We start from the raw sequence: 17,492 nt of genomic DNA, 5'->3' as shown, positions 1-17,492 counted from the left end.
GTACTCAGTAGACAGTAAACAGTACTCAGTAAACAGTAATCTGGCATAACGGACGGAGTTATGGGAATCGTAAATCGTAAATGATAAAATTGTCAATGAAAAATAACGGTTTGATACATATATATACGGGCGACGGCAAGGGGAAAACCACAGCTGCTATCGGACTGGCGACCCGCGCGCTGGGTCACGGTCAGAAGGTGTGCTACTGCTCCTTTTGCAAAGACCCGGAGAAATACGGTTATAACGAGATGCAGAGTCTGCGTAAACTGGGCGCCGAGGTGTTCAATTTTGCCAAGGGGCACCCGCATCTGAATCGTTCGCTGGACGAGAATGTAATTAGGCAGGAGACATACGATGCGGTAGACAAGATCAAAAGTGAGTTTTTTGCCGCCGGTTACGACCTGATGATTCTCGACGAACTGAATATCTCGGTACGTGATAATTATCTGGAAGAGGAGCTGCTGCTCGACCTGATCAAATCGAAGCCGGCAACGCTGGAACTGGTCATTACCGGTCGGGGAGCCACCGAAGCTGTGATAGGCCTGGCCGATTACGTGAGCGAAATTAAAAAGATAAAACATCCCTACGATAAGAAGATTCGTAGCCGGGAGGGAATAGAGTTTTAAATGAAAATATTCAAACTATATCGCGTCGGATTTTTGGTGTTACTGCTGGTGTTGCTGGTAGTGGCATCAGTCTGGTCGCTGCTTTCGGGCGACATCAATATCTCGTGGAAGCAGTTGCCCTACGTGTTGCAACATGCCGACAGCATGGAGTATTCCGTATTGATGAACCTGCGCGTTCCGCGCCTGTTGCTGGCGTTTGCCGTGGGAGCGTCGTTGAGTTTGTCGGGCGTTATTTTACAGGGCATTTACCGCAATCCGCTGGTGGAGCCCTTTACACTCGGAATATCGGGAGGCGCTTCGCTCGGCGTGGCGTTGATGATCGTTCTGGGAACCGCTTTCTCGCTGGGAGGATTGCTTCTTCCGGTGGCCGGTTTTGCCGGGGCTTTCGTTACCATCTTTCTGGTGTATGTGCTGGGAATGGGCAAGAGTGCCGCCAATATCAACCGGATGTTGCTCACGGGCGTAATGATTAGTTTTGTCTGCTCGTCGTTGCTGATGTTTTTACTGTCGATATCGACAGCCGAAGATATGCACAATATTATCTTCTGGACAATGGGATCGCTGGAACAGCCCGATGTGCGACTCATTCGCCTGATGTTGTTCGGTAGTATTGGAGTATTTCTGCTGACGCATTTGTTTGCACATGCACTGAATGCCCTGCGTTTGGGCGAAGACGAAGCAATACATCTGGGCATCAATGTAAAGCTGACGATCCGGGTGCTGTTTGTACTAGCATCGTTGCTGACAGGTTTGTGCGTCTCCATTGCCGGTATTATCGGTTTTGTTGGTCTGGTCATTCCGCACCTGATGCGGCGTGCCGTAGGATCGGACTACCGCATTCTGCTCTCGGCAAGTTTTCTGGGTGGCGGTCTGTTTCTGATCGTCTGCGACGTACTGGCCCGCACGCTCATTGCACCCAACGAATTGCCGGTGGGCGTACTGACGGGAATTACCGGAGGCGTGTTGTTTATCATTCTTTTAAGTAGAAAGGGTTCGGCATGGAAGAAATAAAGAATCCTTTATTGCAGATAGACGCCTTGTGTGGCGGATATAAAAGCTTCAACTTGCAACAGATCGGCTTTACGCTCGATAAAGGTGATTTTGCCGGCATTATCGGGCCGAACGGGTCGGGCAAAAGTACGCTGGTGAAGATGCTGCTTGGCGACCTGAAAAGATCATCGGGAAGCATGCTGCTCGAAGGAAAAGAGTTGAGTGCGATGCCGGTGCGACAGAAAGCGCAGACTATTGCCGTGGTGACTCAGCATATTGAGGATACCTCGATGTCGGTATTGGAATATGTATTGCTGGGGCGTTTGCCTTATCGCGAACTGTTTCAGTTTTTTGAAAAGAGAGAAGATGTGGCGAAAGCCGAAAAATATATGGAGCTCACGGGTATTCTGAAATACCGCGATCAGCCGCTCTCGTCGCTCAGCGGCGGTGAACGGCAACTGGCGGCGATGGCCCGGGCGCTTACGCAGGAGCCGAAGCTCTTGTTGCTCGATGAACCGACCTCGCAACTCGACATCAGCCATCAGGTGCAGGTGCTCGATCTGGTGCGGGAACTCAATTGCGAACTGGGATTGACGGTGCTGATGATTATTCACGACCTGAATCTGGCCAGCTCGTACTGCAATAAGTTGTTGCTGCTGAATGGCGGAAAACTCCATACGCAGGGCATGCCCGATGAGGTATTGCAGTTCTCCATCATCGAAGAAGTATACAGAACGGTGGTGGTAACCCGCCCAAATCCCGTTACGGGACGCCCGACCGTTTTTCTGGTGCCGCGTCATCAGATAGAAAAATTGAAAAAAGAAAGAGAATAAACCTTTTCTAAAGTTTGGAACTTTAGAAAAGTTGAAAATAATCGAATTAAACGATAAACCCGTTCCAACCAGCCATTCCGGATAGTGCTGAGAGGAACCACATTCAATTCAACAAATAATTAAAAACAAATGAGAAAACTGTTACTATCGGTTGCGGTTTTGACGGCAGGAACTTCGGTTTTTGCTGCAGGACTTAAACCACAGGACGGCGATTCCATTCGCTCATATCAAATGAATGAAGTGGTTGTAAACGCTTCACGTTCCGGAAATTTACTGAAAAGTATTCCTCAAAAAGTGGAAATCATATCGGGAAGTACACTCAAAGCACTTCCGAACGACAATCTTGCTGAGGTGTTGAAACGAGCTACTAATCTGGATATTATCCAATACCCCGGGTTGTCGGCTCAGGTTGCTATGCGTGGCTTTTCGCCCAGCGCTCACAACCGCAGTGTAGTGCTTGTGCTTATCAACGGCGAATCGGCAGGTACCACCAATCTGGCGACTATTGCTGTCGATAATGTGGAACGCATCGAGGTGATCAAAGGCCCGTATGCAGTGTTGTACGGTTCGGATGCCATGGGTGGTGTTATTAATATCATCACCAAAAAAGCAGGTAAAAAATCTCAGGGTAGCGCCTCTGTCGAAGCAGGTAGTTTCGGTTATAACAAGCTGGGCGCTAACTTTACTGGTGTGGCGAACGATAAGTTCAGCTACGGTTTGAGCTACAGTCGCCAACAACAGACGAAAGATTACCGCATCGGTCAGCACAACTTGCTGAATATGACCGAAGCCGATAAATTGATCCTTGACAAGGCTTCGTATGGCGATGCAATGGACAACACTCAGTACGAGTTGAACGTAGCCAATGCTTTTGCCGACTATAAAATGAATCCGCAGTGGAAAGTGCGTGCCGAAGGTAGCTATACTTATGCTTACGATGTGGAGACTGCCGGTAATTACTGGAGTTCGTACGGACAAAGCAAGAAAGACGTAAATCGTTTTAATCTCTATGCTTCGTTGGAACAGCAAAACGCGGTGAATCATTTTCGTTTTGCGCCTTACTACACCAACGATAAGAATCCAAATTATTCGGACAACACCGACGCTGGATTTATCAATTTTACCAGTTCCACCAAAGAGTACGGTTATCAGTTGCAGGACGGCTATAAGTTTGGTAACCTCAATTTTACAGTAGGTCAGGATATTAAGGTGTACGATTATACCTCGAATAACTATTCAGCCAAAGGCGTTGAAACAGCTCCCTACAAACCAGATAATCGCTTTACCAACATTGCGTTGTTCGGTCAGGCCGTTTACAACTGGAATGATTTGAACGTGAATGCAGGTTTGCGCTACGATCGGTTCAATTACCATATCGATGCCAATGCAGCGTTGAATGCCCCGGATGCAAATGCCCATTACAATACCGTCAATCCGTCGGTAGGTGCGCAATATGCTTTCTGGAATTTCAAGGCTCACGCTTCGTACGGAACGGCTTTCTATGTGCCTGATGCTTATCAGATGTCAGGTAAATACACCATGAAATATACTTATGGCGGTGTGACCTATTCGACCGATTATATAGGCAATCCCAATCTGAAACCGGAAAAATCGCGTACTACCGATTTCGGATTGAGCTATACCTCTGCGGATGCCGGTTTGAAACTTGACGTTACCTATTTTCATACTTTGTACGACAACAAAATTGTGAACCAATACGTTGCTGCCGGTACTACGTTTACGAATGCCAATCAATCGACGATGAACGGTCTGGAGCTGGTTTCTGCATTTAATTTCGGTAAATTTATCAGTCCGAAACTGTTGCTCGAAGCGTATGCCAACTTTACCTGGATGCTGAAAAATGACTTTACTCAAACGGTAAGCGGTGTGGTAAAAACCTATGATATGCAGTTTGCCCGTAATACCAACGGTAACTTCGGATTGAACTATCAATACGGTAAAGTAAATATGCGCCTGAACGGACGTTTAATCGGCACACGTCTCGAGAAGGATAACTTCAGTTACCTTCGTCCGGGCATCAAATCGACCGATTATTATACTCAGGGAGGATATGCAGCTTCCGACAAAATGTTGCAGTTGCCGGCTTATATGGTTTTCGATTATTCTATTGGATATGCCTATTCGCAGAAAGTCAATTTCGGAATTACCGCTTCGAACCTGTTGGATGAAAACTATACCGAAAAAGACGGGTATAACATGCCGGGCCGTAGTATTGTGGCAAAACTGTCGTATGCGTTTTAAGGAAACAAAGAGTAAAGAACAAAGAACAAAGACAATCTGAGAAAAACAGAAGATGTCTTTGTCCTGACCAAATTATTTACGGATGAGAGCAAAAATATACATTCTTTTCTTTCTGTTGCTTGTTATGCCGGCCGTTTCATTCGGAGGAAATAATAAAGTGCAGCAGACGAAAAAGGAGATCACCGTGGAGATCGATTATGGAAAAGCTCAGTCCCCGAAAACGGTGAAAGTGGCGTGGTTTCCCGGCATCGCGGTGCTCGGCGCTTTGCAGGAAGCAGCCGAAACGGAAACACATCCGGTCGGGTCGTATGTTTTTGTGACGGCGATCGATCAGGTAAAGGGTGAACGGGGCAAAATGGCCTGGTATTATCGGATCAACGGTAAAGCACCGAAAAAGCTGGCATTGTACCAAATGCTGAAACCCGGCGATACCGTTAGCTGGCGATATGTGGAGGATGTCTGCTCGTGGAAAGTGGACAATCCGTCAAAAGGACAGTAGGCTTTTTATTACGCAGAAAGCGATTACAAAACTATAGAGAGTTTGCGCTTCCGGTACTTGGCTTCGAAATGCGGCAATCGACAGATTGTGAGTGTGTTTTGGAGAAAAGGATTCGGGAGCGCAAATTTGCCGTTTAAATCTAAAATAGGAAACAAACTAACAAGTTGACAAGTAAACAAGTTAATCTACAGAAGTCAGATTGTCTTTGTTCTTGATTCTTTGTTCTTTTATCTAACAAACATGTCTCATATCACATTTATCACCGGAGGTGCCCGATCGGGTAAAAGCCGCTTTGCGCAGGAGCTGGCCGAACAGCGTAGTGAACATCCCGTTTACCTAGCTACGGCTCGCGTGTGGGATGATGATTTCCGCAAACGGATCGAACGTCATCAGAACGATCGCGGACCGCACTGGATCAATATAGAAGAGGAGAAGCAACTCTCTTCTACACCCGTAGATGGCAAAACAGTATTGCTTGACTGTGTTACCCTTTGGCTGACGAATATTTTTTTCGATAACGGTTTTGATATGGAGAAATCGCTGGCGGAGGCTAAAGCGGAGTGGGGACGTTTTGCCGCCAAAGAGATGGATCTGATTGTGGTGAGCAACGAATTGGGAATGGGCATACATCCGGTGGAGGAGTCGGCGCGTAAGTTTGCCGATTTGCAGGGATGGATCAATCAGCATATTGCCGCCATGGCCGACGAGGTTTACCTGATGGTGTCGGGCATTCCGGTCAAAATAAAAAAACAATAATAAACACAAAGACGCAAAGTCACGAAGAGACAATCATTATTTTTTGTGTCTTAGTGACTTCGTGTTTGAAATAAACAACATAAAATGACTTTACAGGAACAACTTCAACACAAAATTGACCTCAAAACCAAACCGGTGGGGGCTTTGGGTACGCTTGAACAGCTTGCATTACAAATCGGTTTGATTCAGGACACGCTGACTCCCTCACTGAATAATCCATCTCTGCTCGTTTTCGCTGCCGACCACGGACTTTCCGACGAGGGCGTAAGTCCTTATCCCAAAGATGTCACCTGGCAAATGGTGATGAATTTCGTTGCCGGAGGCGCGGCAATCAATGTTTTTTGCCGGCAAAACAATATAAACCTGAAGGTGGTTGATGCTGGTGTCGATTACGATTTTCCGGCAGGAATCCCTGTTGTGAATGCTAAAGTGGCTAAAGGGAGTCGCAATATGCGTCGCGAACCTGCCATGACTGCGGATGAATGTCGTGCGGCCATCCAAAAGGGACGTGACCTTGTGAGCACTGAAGCGGCAAAAGGCTGTAACGTGATTGGGTTCGGAGAGATGGGTATCGGAAATACTTCGGCTTCTTCGTTGCTGATGCACCGTTTTCTCAATATCCCGATCGAAGAATGTATTGGTGCCGGTACCGGTTCGCAGGGTGAACATTTTGCAAAGAAAACGGAAATTCTGAAAGAAGTGTCGGAGAAGTATAATCCGCAGACACCAGAAGAAACGCTGGCTGTTTTTGGTGGGTTGGAAATAGCTATGATGGCGGGTGCTATGCTTGAGGCTGCCGATCGGAATATGATTGTGCTGGTGGATGGTTTTATTGCTTCCGCAGCCGCATTGTCGGCGGTAAATATTCAGCCGGAAGCGCGTCAAAAAATGATTTTCTGCCACTCGTCAGACGAGCGCGGACATCAGATGATGCTTGACGGAATGCGGGCCGACCCGGTATTGCATCTTAATCTTCGGTTAGGAGAAGGAACCGGCGCAGCACTGGCTTATCCTTTGGTGCAGGCGGCAGTCAATTTCCTGAACGAGATGGCCAGTTTCGAAGATGCCGGGGTATCGAATAAAGAGTAAAAAAAAACCTCTTACCAGCCCTTTTCTTGGGAGTAAGAGGTCAAACTGTATAATATTTGATGAAAAAACAATTACATATATTTCTCAATGCGATAATGTTTTATACGCGTATTCCGGTTCCGGTGAACGTGCAGTATTCTGATGAAATACTTAACCGTTCGACCCGTTATTTTCCTTTTGTGGGTTGGGTTGTCGGAGGTATCGGAGCTTGTGTTTATTGGGCGTTGAGCTTTGTGATGCCGGATGCATTGTCTATTTTGCTGAGCATGCTGGCAACCATCTTCGTGACAGGAGCTTTCCATGAGGATGGGTTTGCGGACTTTTGCGACGGAATGGGTGGTGGTTATACACGGGAAAAGATCCTGACTATTATGAAAGATAGCCGTATTGGTACTTACGGCAGCATAGGATTGTTGGGCATGTTGGCTACAAAATTTACAGCCTTGTTTTCCATTCATGATTTTTCAATTCCATTCGTGCTGTTAGCTGGTCATTCGTTGAGTCGCTTAATGCCTGTAATCGTGATTTATACCTCTAAATATTCCAGAGAAGATGCTACCAGCAAAACCAAACCTATTGGCAAGAAAGGGAAAGATTATGATTTTGTGATGGCGTTACTTTTTGGTTTGGGCTTGCAATGGTTGATGCCGCTCTCTTTTGTGGCTTGTATCTTACCGTTCATGCTACTCACCACCTTTATTTTCAGACGGTATATCACAAAAAAGATAGGCGGTTATACAGGCGATTGTCTGGGAGCACTTCAGCAAATCACCGAAGTTGAATTTTATCTCGGATTTGTTGTATTTCAAACGCTGATAAAATAAAATGTCGTTGTTGCTTCAGAATACCAACAAAGGGGTTTAGCAATATTTGACTTAGAATACCCGTTTAGAGAGGAAAATATATACGATTTAGCTAACCAATGATAGATAAAATAAGCAGAATTCGTGAACTTCTGACAGGAATGAATATTCCCGGTTCTTGCGGATTTTATTTGATTTTTAAAACTTGATTTATTTTCAATGAAACTGACAGTTGTAAGACACACTAAAGTAGATGTTCCTAAAGGAATTTGTTACGGGGTGACTGATGTGCCTTTGGCGAATTCGGCGCCTGATGAAATAGAGCGTATAACCAGAGAGCTGCAAAAAGAACAATTTGATGCCGTATTTACCAGCCCGTTGAGCCGGTGTCGCTTGTTGGCAGAAGCAATCCGACCCGCACAAGAGCTGATTATCGATCATCGCTTGCTGGAGCTTAATTTCGGAGACTGGGAGATGATGCCCTGGCAACAGATATATGAATTGGAATACGGAAAGAAATGGTTTGATAACTATATTTACCTTTCATGCCCCAACGGACAGTCGTATCTGGATATGGCGAATGAATTGAAGTCATTTATTCATGAGCTTCAACAACAAAAATATGATCATGTTCTGATTGTTGCTCATGCGGGCATTATCAGAGTCTTGATGAGTTTAACCCATCAAAGAAGTCCACTGGAGATATTTGACGTACCGGTGGCTTTTGGCGGAATTTTCACATTCAATATTTAATGAAGAACAATCAAATAAACATTCCATTACCCGACGAGTCTTTGCGTGCGAAAATTCAGCATAAGCTCGACAATAAAGCCAAACCGGTCGGATCGCTTGGCCGGCTGGAATCGATGGCTCTGCAGGTGGGAATGATTCAAAACACCCTCACTCCGGTACTTTCCAAACCGGTGATGCTGACTGTAGCTGCCGATCATGGCATAACCGCCGAAGGGGTAAGTCCCTGTCCGGTAGAGATTACCTGGCAACAGGTACACAATTTTCTGAGTGGCGGTGGTGGCATCGGACTGCTTTCCCGTGTTTATGGCATGGAGTTGTGGGTGGTCGATGCGGGGGTTAATTACCGTTTTGCACCGCATCCGCGTCTGATTGAGGCCAAGGTGGCGATGGGTTCTGAAAACTTTTTGCATCAACCCGCAATGAGTCAGGAACAGTGTATGCAGGCTTTCAACAATGGGCGTGACATCGTACGGCGTTTTGCCAAAGAGGGTAGCAATGTGGTAGGTTTCGGCGAGATGGGAATCGGCAATACCACGCCTGCCTCTGCCTTGATGTCGATTATTTGCAATCTTCCTGTTGATGAATGTGTGGGTCCGGGTGCAGGATTGAACAGCGAAGGGGTTCGTCATAAAGCCAATGTGATTAAAGCGGCTATCGAGAGGCATGGTGTTTCGGAAAATATTTTCGAGAATATGGCGCGTTTCGGGGGCTACGAAATTGCAACCATCGCAGGAGGAATGATCGAAGCGGCGGTAAACCGTATGGTGATTCTGGTCGATGGCTTCATCACGACTGCGGCTATGCTGGTGGCAAAAGAGATCAATCCTGCTGTACTCAATTACGCTGTTTTTGCCCACGAAGGCGAAGAGCAGGGGCATCGCAAGATGTTGCGTCACATGAATGCTTCGGCAGTGCTTCAGTTGGGACTCCGCTTAGGAGAAGGAACCGGTTCGGCAGTTGCCTATGGCGTGTTGAAAGGCGCTGTGGCGGTACTGTCGGAGATGACTTCGTTCGAAGAAGCACAGGTCATCAATACCAGCCACATCAGATTTAATTAATCATACGAATCATGAGTTGAAAATAGTCCGTTAGGACTTATATATCAATAGAAAATAAATATTGTTCCCAAAGTTCAACCCCATACGGGGTTGCATTAATGCGGGAATTACATTTTCTATTAGCTTTGCTGAACGTTGTTTGATATGTATGACCTACGGTCAAGTTGACGATCGAATGTTTAGTAATTATTTCAACTCCAGATTCTCATTAATCACTAACCATTAACCATTAATAATTAATGAAGTTGCGTCCCGTGATGTTTGTGGGTACCGGTTCGGATGTGGGCAAGAGCGTGATTAACGCGGCCTTTTGCCGCATCTTTTTGCAGGACGGTTATCAGCCCGCACCGTTCAAGGCACAGAATATGTCGCTCAATAGTTATGCCACGCCCGAAGGTTTGGAGATCGGTCGGGCACAGGCGGTGCAGGCTGAAGCATGCGGTATTCCCTGTCGTGCCGATATGAATCCGGTACTTCTCAAGCCTACCAACCATACCTCTTCGCAGGTGGTATTGAACGGTAAACCAATTGGAAATCAGTCGGCTTTTCAATATTTCAACAAAACCGACCGTCTGGAGCTTTTCGACCAAGCGATGGCCGCCTGTAACCAGCTTTTGGCGGAGTACAATCCGTTGGTAATTGAAGGTGCGGGGAGTATTTCGGAGATGAATCTCTGGGATCGCGACATTACCAACATGCGGGTTGCCGAGACGCTGGACGCGCCTACCTATCTGATTGCCGATATCGACCGGGGTGGGGTGTTTGCCAGTGTCTACGGCAGCATCAAGCTCCTGCCCGAAGCCCAGCGCAAGCTGATTAAAGGCGTTATAATCAATAAATTCAGGGGTGATATTGCCTTGTTTGAAGATGGACGAAAAATGCTGGAGGAGATCAGTGGGGTGCCGGTGGTGGGCGTGATTCCTTATTTTGACGATATTCACATCGAACAGGAGGATTCGGTGGTGCTGGAACATCGCAAAGAGAAGCAGATTGGCGGCAAGGTGAATATTGCGGTGGTTTTATTGCGTCACATGTCCAATTTTACTGATTTCAACCGTTTGGAGTTGCATCCGGAGGTGAATCTCTTTTACGCGGCGCACCCGGACGAATTGAACGAGGCCGATATCGTGCTGTTGCCGGGTTCTAAAAACACCATCGACGACTTGCGTTATCTGCGTCGCTCGGGAATGGCGAAGGCCGTACTGCAACATCACGAAGCCGGAAAAGCAGTGTATGGTATTTGTGGTGGTTACCAAATGATGGGTCTTTCGGTTGAAGATCCGATGGGCATGGAGGGTGATATTGTTGCCGTGCCGGGTCTTGGCATTTTGCCGGTGCGCACGGTGTTGACGGAAGAGAAAAAGACCGAAGCGTGTCGTTTCTCGTTTCTGGGAAGCGAAGCCGATTGCGATGGTTACGAGATTCATATGGGCGAAACGAAGGCTGAAATACCCAGTCCGCTTTGCACGACCGATAAAGGGATTGCCGACGGCTATTTTCTTTCGGAGAGGAGTTTTGGAACCTATCTGCACGGCTTTTTTGATAATGCCCGCACCATCGACTACATTTTGCGTCAGGTGCCGGAGTATAGAAGGAAAGAAGCAACCACAACCGATTATACTACGTTCAAAAACGAGCAGTACGACAAGCTGGCGGCGCATGTGCGCAGTTGTGTCGATATGGAGTACATTTATAAAACGATGCGCGAATGATTGAGGGACACGGTAATGATTTGCATCGTTACGGCGATAAGGTAAAGAGCGATTTCAGTTCGAATGTCGCGGCGCGTCGGGTGCCGGAGGCTCTGCTGTCGTTTCTGGCAACACAGTTGGAGGCGATCGCGACCTATCCCGAACCCGATTCGGAAACGTTGCGAATTGCTTTAGGTAAACGGCTTCAGGTTGATGAAAATCAGGTGTTTGTGACTAACGGTTCGGTGGAAGCATTTTACACCATTGCCGCCGCGTTTCGTCAGAGCCGGTCACTTGTGCTGGTTCCCTCTTTTGCCGAGTACGAGGATGCCTGCCGGATGCACGATCACACGATTTTTTACAAAAGCAATGAACTGTTGCATGACGCAGGCAATGTCCGTCCGCAGTTAGTGTGGCTGGGTAATCCCAATAATCCCGACGGCCGTTTGTATGCCGCGAAGGAAATTGAGGAGCAATTGCGGCAAAATTCCGATACCGTTTTTGTGGTAGACGAAGCCTACGGCGAACTATGTTCCGGCTTTGAGTCGGTAGTGGGGTTGGTGAATCGGTTTGACAACCTGATTGTGGTGCATTCGATGACCAAGCAGTACGTTTTACCCGGCTTGCGACTGGGATATATGGTGACGAGACGATCACTGGCCACCCGCTTGCGATCCTTCTCCGTTCCGTGGACGGTAAATGCACTGGCTCAGAAAGTTGGTATCTATTTAACGAGTCGCGAAGATTTGTATTTTCAAAACAAAGAAAATATTCTTCGCAATTCAACAGGACTGCAAAAACGGTTTTCATCTCTTTCGGGAATCACCGTGACACCTTCGCCTTGCAACTTCTTTCTATTGCGAACTGAACAGTTGGAAGCTGCGGTAGTAAAGGAACGGTTGATGAACGATTTTGGACTGCTGATACGCGATGCCTCCAACTTCCGCGGTTTGGACAATCATGCTATCCGAATTTCGGTGCAAACGGACGAAGAGAACGAACAGCTGTTTCGGTCGATGAAGAATATTTTAGAATCAGGAGCCAATCATTAACCATTGACCACTAACCATTATTCACTGATGCTTTCTCCTCTCTTACCCGCTTTTCTACTCGATGCCCTGCTGGGCGATCCGCGACGGTTGCCGCATCCCATCCGTTTGTTTGGAAATATCATTGCTTTTTTTGAGCAACGTTGGAATCGTGGGCAGTATCGCTTTCAGAAGGGAGCTTTGCTGACTATTTTATTGGTCTGTGGTGCGTGGGCAATCTTTTATGCGGCCGAGCAATTGTTGAGACCCTATCCGGTAGCGGCTTATCTTTTTGCCGTCGTTTTTATCTTTTACGGGTTGGCCAACCGCAGCCTAATCGGCGAAGCGTTGGAGGTGGAAAAGGTGCTGAGTATCGAAGGTCTCGAAGCTGGTCGCAAACGGTTGAGCTGGATTGTAGGGCGGGATACCTCGCAACTCAATGCTACGCAGATTCGTACCGCTGTACTCGAAACACTGGCCGAAAACCTGAGCGATGGTGTGGTGGCGCCCCTCTTTTATTTTGCCATAGGTGGCGTACCATTGATGTTTGCCTACAAGATGGTGAATACCCTCGATTCGATGATTGGCTACAAAAGCGAGCGTTACCGGCAGTTTGGCAGTTTTGCCGCCCGTACCGACGACGTGTTCAACTTTATTCCGGCGCGCATCACCGCCCTGTTGATGCTGTTGGTTACCTTCCGGTGGAATGTAGTTCCCTTTGTGCTGAAGTATGGACCGAAACACGCCAGTCCCAATTCGGGTTATCCCGAATCGGCCATGGCGGGGATTCTGAAGTGCCGTTTCGGCGGACCGAACGTGTATCACGGCGTCTTGGTGGAGAAGCCGTTTATCGGCGAAAACCAGCGCGAAATTACGGCTAAAGATATCCGCATGGCGTGTGCCGTCAACTTTGCCGTGGCAACGGTAGCTGTGCTAGTTATCGTCTTGTTACGGAGCTACGGAACGTAACACCTCTTTGCCGAATGCCATACATTCGCTGCGTTTCAGGTTGTCGTATTCGTCCATATTAAAAGCCTGTAACTGTTTGCGCGCATCGGGATCCATCAGTCCCCAGGTGATGCGCCCGAGAAATACCTTGGATGCTACATTGCTTACGCCCGTCAACTTGGAAAGGTGGTTGTCGATTAGTTGCTGGTACTGCACCTGAGTTACGGGCTGTTTCATATTACCGCATACGGCAAACAATCCTTTTATCTTACCTTTCAGCTGTTCATTGTGCTCCGTCAGGTAGCGTTGCAGTTCGGGAGTGGTTTTACCGGCGCGTATCGATCCGCCCACAATCACGTATTTGTAGCCCGATAAGTCTGGATTTTCTCTCACGTCGAATACTTTTGCAATGCCATTCATCCCTTCCGAAATCCAGGCGGCGGCATCGCGTGATGAACCGCACCAGGTACCGTAAAGAACGGCCCATTCGGCTTTTGACGTTGTGGGGTAAAAGTCCATTGCCCATATCTTTCGGGGCAGCAACAAGGCTCCCATTGTGAGCAGGCTGCCTTTTAAAAAATCGCGTTTTTTCATGTGGTAAAGGTTTTATATCAATATATTGTTTCAGACTTATATTCATAACTCCGTCCTTCAGGGCGGAGTAGCAAACTGGACTAGAAGAATGGGCTTTAGCCCTGAGTATTTTTAATTATAATCGTCAAGGCTAAAGCCAATAGAACGTTCTCTGGCTTTTGTCTCCGCCCTGAAGGACGGAGTTATGGGAGCAACTGCTCTGTTTTGGATAGGGGACATTCTATTATTCTGGTATATACACAGCACGATTGATCTTTCTAATCTCTGTGGCCTGTTATCTCTTTGTTCTTCACTCTGCAGATACCGGATCTACCCGACAAGGCGTGTTGTATCATAGCCGCCGCAACCTGATCGACGTGAGTGGGTGCGTATTGTTTTAGCATTCCAACTTTGTTGAATACAGATAGCATCTTTACTGATAGTTTTTCCACTAAGCGCTCTGTACCGGGACGCAGCAGCAAGCCGGGTTGTACGATTACAAGTTTGTCGAATCCGAGCGCTTCGATGCTTTGTTCCAGTTCTCCCTTCATGCGACTGTAGAAGAACGACGATTTCGCATCGGCATTCTGAGCCGACATCAGTACAAAGGTTGCGATGCCATTTTGCCGGGCAATTTTAGCAAAGTTATATTGGTAATCGTAATCCACTTTCCACTGCGCCTCTTTGCTTCCCGCATCCTTTAAGGTGGTGCCTAAGCAGGAAAAAGCCACATCTCCATTGATCTGTTCTGCAAAGTCATTCAGCTTGTCAAAATCGACAATGACCTGTTTGATTTTGGGATGTGTCTCTGCGGCTGGTTTGCGCAGTAGTAACACAATCTCGTCAAAACGGTCATCGGCAAGCAGTCGCCTGACCAAATATTTTCCCGTGGCTCCCGAACCTCCGATTACTATTGCTTTCATAAGTGATGAGTGGATTATTGAAGAGGTAAATTTTCGTAATTATCGACACAAATTTACATTTTCTTTTTTAATTGGCAGTCGCACAAACAAAAAGCCCGGAATCTTTGCAAATCCCGGGCATTCATTACGAGTATCTTGTTTTATCAGATCTTCATATTCATTGCAGCGCGAACCTCTTCGAGGGTGGCGGTTCCCACTTCCCTTGCCTTTTGTGCACCGTTGAGTATCACCTGACGTACATAATCCATGTTGGATTCCAGTTCTATACGTTTCTGGCGGAAGGGACGCAGGTATTCGTTGATCGATTCGGTAAGCATTTTTTTGAGCTGTCCTCCGCCTCCGTTACCGATTTTTGCTGCGATGGCTTCCGGTGTTTCGCCCGTGCACATCGAGATCAGCGATAAGAGATTTGCAATCTCGGGACGACGTTCGGGTTCGTAGGTAATGAAGCGTTCTGCATCTGTTTTTGCCTTTTTGATGAGAGCCGCCGTTTCGTCTTCGGTGGCGCTCAGCATGATGGCGTTGTTGCGGCTTTTGCTCATCTTCTGTCCGCCGTCCAGACCGAGAATCATCGGTGACTTGCTCAAGAGTGGTTGCGGTTCCGGAAATACGGGATTGTTAGGCGCAAATTTATCGTTGAAGCGACGGGCGATTACGCGGGTCAGTTCTAAGTGAGGCAACTGGTCTTTTCCAACAGGTACCACGTTCCCTTTGCAGAACAGAATATCGGCGGCCTGATGAACAGGATATGTGTACATGCCGGCGTTGATGCTCTTTAAGCCCGAAGCCTGAATCTCTTCTTTCACCGTCGGGTTACGGTTGAGTTCGGCGTTGGATACCAGTGTAAGGAACGGAAGTAAGAGCTGGTTCAGTTCGGGTACATAGCTGTGTGGGAAGATAAAGGTCTTGCCGTCGGTAGGATCGATGCCGGCTGCCAGATAGTCAAGTGTCAACTGACGGACGTTTTCGGAAATTTTATCGAACGAATCGCGGTCGGTAAGCACCTGGTAATCGGCAATGACGATAAAGGTTTCAACGCCCAGATTGTGCAGGCGTACGCGGTTTTGCAGCGAACCGAAAAGGTGACCGATGTGCAGACGGCCGGTAGGACGGTCGCCGGTAAGTACACGGTATTTTTCGGGATGTACGCTTAAATCCTCTTCCAGTTTTCTGCTTCTCTCAACGGTAGCCTCGTAGGTTCCCAGTTCCATTTTTTCTGTATCCGACATATTGATGTTGTTTTTCTTTGTATTTTAGGAAGTTATAATTTTTATTCCGTCTTATTCCGGCTGCTTCTGCACGCTGCCGAATGCTTTGGCAAATTTACTGATTATTCTGAAAATACGGAGAAGAATGGCCGCTTAGTTTTACAATTCTCCCTTTTCAAACTTCTCTATCAACTCGCCGCCCACGCTCACATTGGTGGGATGGTCGGGCAGGTTGCCGCGGGTGTACCAGGCAGCTTCGGCAATTTCGTTCTGATCGATCACTATCGGCTGGTTTTCGTCGGCTTCGGCCGTGAAACCTACCATTACCGATCCCGACAAAGGCCAAGGCTGACTGGTGTAATAACGAATGTTCTTCACATCGAGTCCTACTTCTTCTTTTACTTCGCGGCGCACGGTCTCTTCCAGCGTTTCCCCCACATCGGCATATCCGGCAATCAGCGAGAACCATCCGGGCTTGAAATGGGCGTTATGTGCCAAAAGAATTTTATCACCGGATGTTATAGCAACGATAATGGCAGGCGAAATCTTCGGGAAGAAGAGCGTGTGACAGTTGGGGCACATCATCGCCCGTTCGTCGGGTTTGTGTATGGTTTTTGTCCCGCATTTGCCGCAAAAACGATGTTCGGCGTACCAGTTGCGCAGGTGATAGCCTACCACGCCGACCCAGGCCACCTCTTTCCGGCTGGCGGTACGGAAGAAATTGATCTCCTGATAGGTGATGTCCGATTCTTTCGCCAGAGGAGCGTCCCACACAAGGAAACACGACACCTCGTTAAGCGTAAATAAAAAAGTAGCTTCCGTTTGGTCGGTGATGTTGGTGAAATCTTTTTTCTGCGGAAGTTCAAGCCCGGTTTTGTCGTTTTTTAGTAACAGTGTATTGTCTTTGTAATGAAGAACGAAGTCTTTGTCTTCTATCGATTTGCCGGCTACAAAATGGTTATCGAAGCGGTGCGGAAATATGTCCTGAATCATGCTGATAATAGAATTTGCAGGGGCTACGAATTGCCCCGGAGTAGAGTGCAAATTTACGCTTTATTTTCTAAAGATGCAGGCGCAATTTGTAATCGCAAACCGGAAATTAACAGGAACAGAAGTCAAATTTCCGGCATATCCGAAATAAGATTGGAAAACGGTGTTTCTTATTGTTATTGAAAAGATTATTAACTAAAAATAGATATTTGTAAAAGGAAATTTGTAGATTTGAAGCGAAAATGGAACAGGCTTGGTGATTGTTCGTAGTTAGCAAATGTCAGAAGCAGGATGTCTGAATTAATCTACTTCGGCTCCTGTGCAATTTTAGCGTATGGACAAGCTGAATCGTGATAAAGAGATAACTAAAATCTTATGTCAAGTAGGAGTAAATTGATAGATAGTGCTGTTTTAAGCGATAGGATGGGTAGAGTATGGTTATATGAGAGTAATATAGTTTGT

At 47.1% G+C, this 17,492-nt stretch carries 17 protein-coding genes; 13 read left to right on the top strand and 4 right to left on the bottom strand.

The features are described 5' to 3' along the window. Positions 1-95 precede the first annotated feature (95 nt). From PJIAN_RS12765 to cbiB, 13 genes are all read left to right on the top strand, one after another. Entirely contained in the window at positions 96-626 is a 531-nt protein-coding gene (locus PJIAN_RS12765) for a cob(I)yrinic acid a,c-diamide adenosyltransferase (RefSeq protein WP_068705659.1), read from the top strand. Then, entirely contained in the window at positions 627-1,637 is a 1,011-nt protein-coding gene (locus PJIAN_RS12760; protein WP_068705657.1) for a FecCD family ABC transporter permease, read from the top strand. Next, the gene (locus PJIAN_RS12755) at positions 1,625-2,449 is read left to right on the top strand and encodes an ABC transporter ATP-binding protein (protein WP_068705655.1); all 825 of its coding nucleotides are present in this window, start codon (positions 1,625-1,627) and stop codon (positions 2,447-2,449) included. The genes PJIAN_RS12760 and PJIAN_RS12755 overlap by 13 nt, the downstream gene beginning before the upstream one ends. A 129-nt stretch (positions 2,450-2,578) precedes the next feature. Next, positions 2,579-4,711: a TonB-dependent receptor plug domain-containing protein gene (locus tag PJIAN_RS12750; RefSeq protein WP_068705653.1), complete on the top strand. Its 2,133-nt coding sequence runs from the start codon at positions 2,579-2,581 to the stop codon at positions 4,709-4,711. Between the two features lie 82 nt (positions 4,712-4,793). Then, complete coding sequence (locus PJIAN_RS12745) at positions 4,794-5,210, top strand: DUF4430 domain-containing protein (protein ID WP_068705651.1); 417 nt, start codon at positions 4,794-4,796, stop codon at positions 5,208-5,210. 240 nt (positions 5,211-5,450) lie between these two features. Continuing rightward, positions 5,451-5,966, top strand: coding sequence for a bifunctional adenosylcobinamide kinase/adenosylcobinamide-phosphate guanylyltransferase (gene cobU / locus PJIAN_RS12740; protein ID WP_068705649.1), 516 nt, complete (start codon positions 5,451-5,453; stop codon positions 5,964-5,966). Between the two features lie 84 nt (positions 5,967-6,050). Next, the gene (gene cobT, locus PJIAN_RS12735) at positions 6,051-7,055 is read left to right on the top strand and encodes a nicotinate-nucleotide--dimethylbenzimidazole phosphoribosyltransferase (RefSeq protein ID WP_068705647.1); all 1,005 of its coding nucleotides are present in this window, start codon (positions 6,051-6,053) and stop codon (positions 7,053-7,055) included. A 59-nt stretch (positions 7,056-7,114) separates the two neighbouring features. Next, a complete protein-coding gene (locus tag PJIAN_RS12730; RefSeq protein WP_068705645.1) occupies positions 7,115-7,879 on the top strand; it encodes an adenosylcobinamide-GDP ribazoletransferase in 765 nt (254 codons plus the stop codon). Positions 7,880-8,077: 198 nt separating this feature from the next. Beyond that, positions 8,078-8,611 carry an alpha-ribazole phosphatase family protein gene (gene cobC, locus PJIAN_RS12725; RefSeq protein WP_068705642.1) on the top strand — a complete coding sequence of 178 codons (534 nt, stop codon included), beginning with the start codon at positions 8,078-8,080 and terminating at the stop codon, positions 8,609-8,611. Beyond that, on the top strand, positions 8,611-9,669 hold the full coding sequence (cobT, locus tag PJIAN_RS12720) for a nicotinate-nucleotide--dimethylbenzimidazole phosphoribosyltransferase (protein ID WP_068705641.1): 1,059 nt from the start codon (positions 8,611-8,613) through the stop codon (positions 9,667-9,669). The genes cobC and cobT (PJIAN_RS12720) overlap by 1 nt, the downstream gene beginning before the upstream one ends. A gap of 239 nt (positions 9,670-9,908) precedes the next feature. Then, the gene (locus PJIAN_RS12715; protein WP_068705639.1) at positions 9,909-11,381 is read left to right on the top strand and encodes a cobyric acid synthase; all 1,473 of its coding nucleotides are present in this window, start codon (positions 9,909-9,911) and stop codon (positions 11,379-11,381) included. Further along, positions 11,378-12,412: a pyridoxal phosphate-dependent aminotransferase gene (locus PJIAN_RS12710; RefSeq protein WP_068705637.1), complete on the top strand. Its 1,035-nt coding sequence runs from the start codon at positions 11,378-11,380 to the stop codon at positions 12,410-12,412. The genes PJIAN_RS12715 and PJIAN_RS12710 overlap by 4 nt, the downstream gene beginning before the upstream one ends. Before the next feature lie 27 nt (positions 12,413-12,439). Further along, entirely contained in the window at positions 12,440-13,357 is a 918-nt protein-coding gene (cbiB, locus tag PJIAN_RS12705) for an adenosylcobinamide-phosphate synthase CbiB (RefSeq protein ID WP_068705636.1), read from the top strand. Here cbiB and PJIAN_RS12700 read toward each other — a convergent pair. The 4 genes from PJIAN_RS12700 to nudC form a co-directional block, all read right to left on the bottom strand. Beyond that, complete coding sequence (locus PJIAN_RS12700) at positions 13,337-13,930, bottom strand: flavodoxin domain-containing protein (RefSeq protein WP_068705634.1); 594 nt, start codon at positions 13,928-13,930, stop codon at positions 13,337-13,339. The genes cbiB and PJIAN_RS12700 overlap by 21 nt on opposite strands. 257 nt (positions 13,931-14,187) lie before the next feature. Beyond that, a complete protein-coding gene (locus PJIAN_RS12695) occupies positions 14,188-14,832 on the bottom strand; it encodes an NAD(P)H-binding protein (protein ID WP_068705632.1) in 645 nt (214 codons plus the stop codon). A gap of 143 nt (positions 14,833-14,975) precedes the next feature. Then, entirely contained in the window at positions 14,976-16,061 is a 1,086-nt protein-coding gene (gene trpS / locus PJIAN_RS12690) for a tryptophan--tRNA ligase (RefSeq protein ID WP_068705630.1), read from the bottom strand. Between the two features lie 138 nt (positions 16,062-16,199). Further along, the gene (gene nudC / locus PJIAN_RS12685; RefSeq protein ID WP_068705628.1) at positions 16,200-17,033 is read right to left on the bottom strand and encodes an NAD(+) diphosphatase; all 834 of its coding nucleotides are present in this window, start codon (positions 17,031-17,033) and stop codon (positions 16,200-16,202) included. Positions 17,034-17,492 lie beyond the last annotated feature (459 nt).

Source organism: Paludibacter jiangxiensis (assembly GCF_001618385.1).
GTDB lineage: Bacteria > Bacteroidota > Bacteroidia > Bacteroidales > Paludibacteraceae > Microbacter > Microbacter jiangxiensis.
This window is presented reverse-complemented; position numbering and strand designations above follow the sequence as displayed.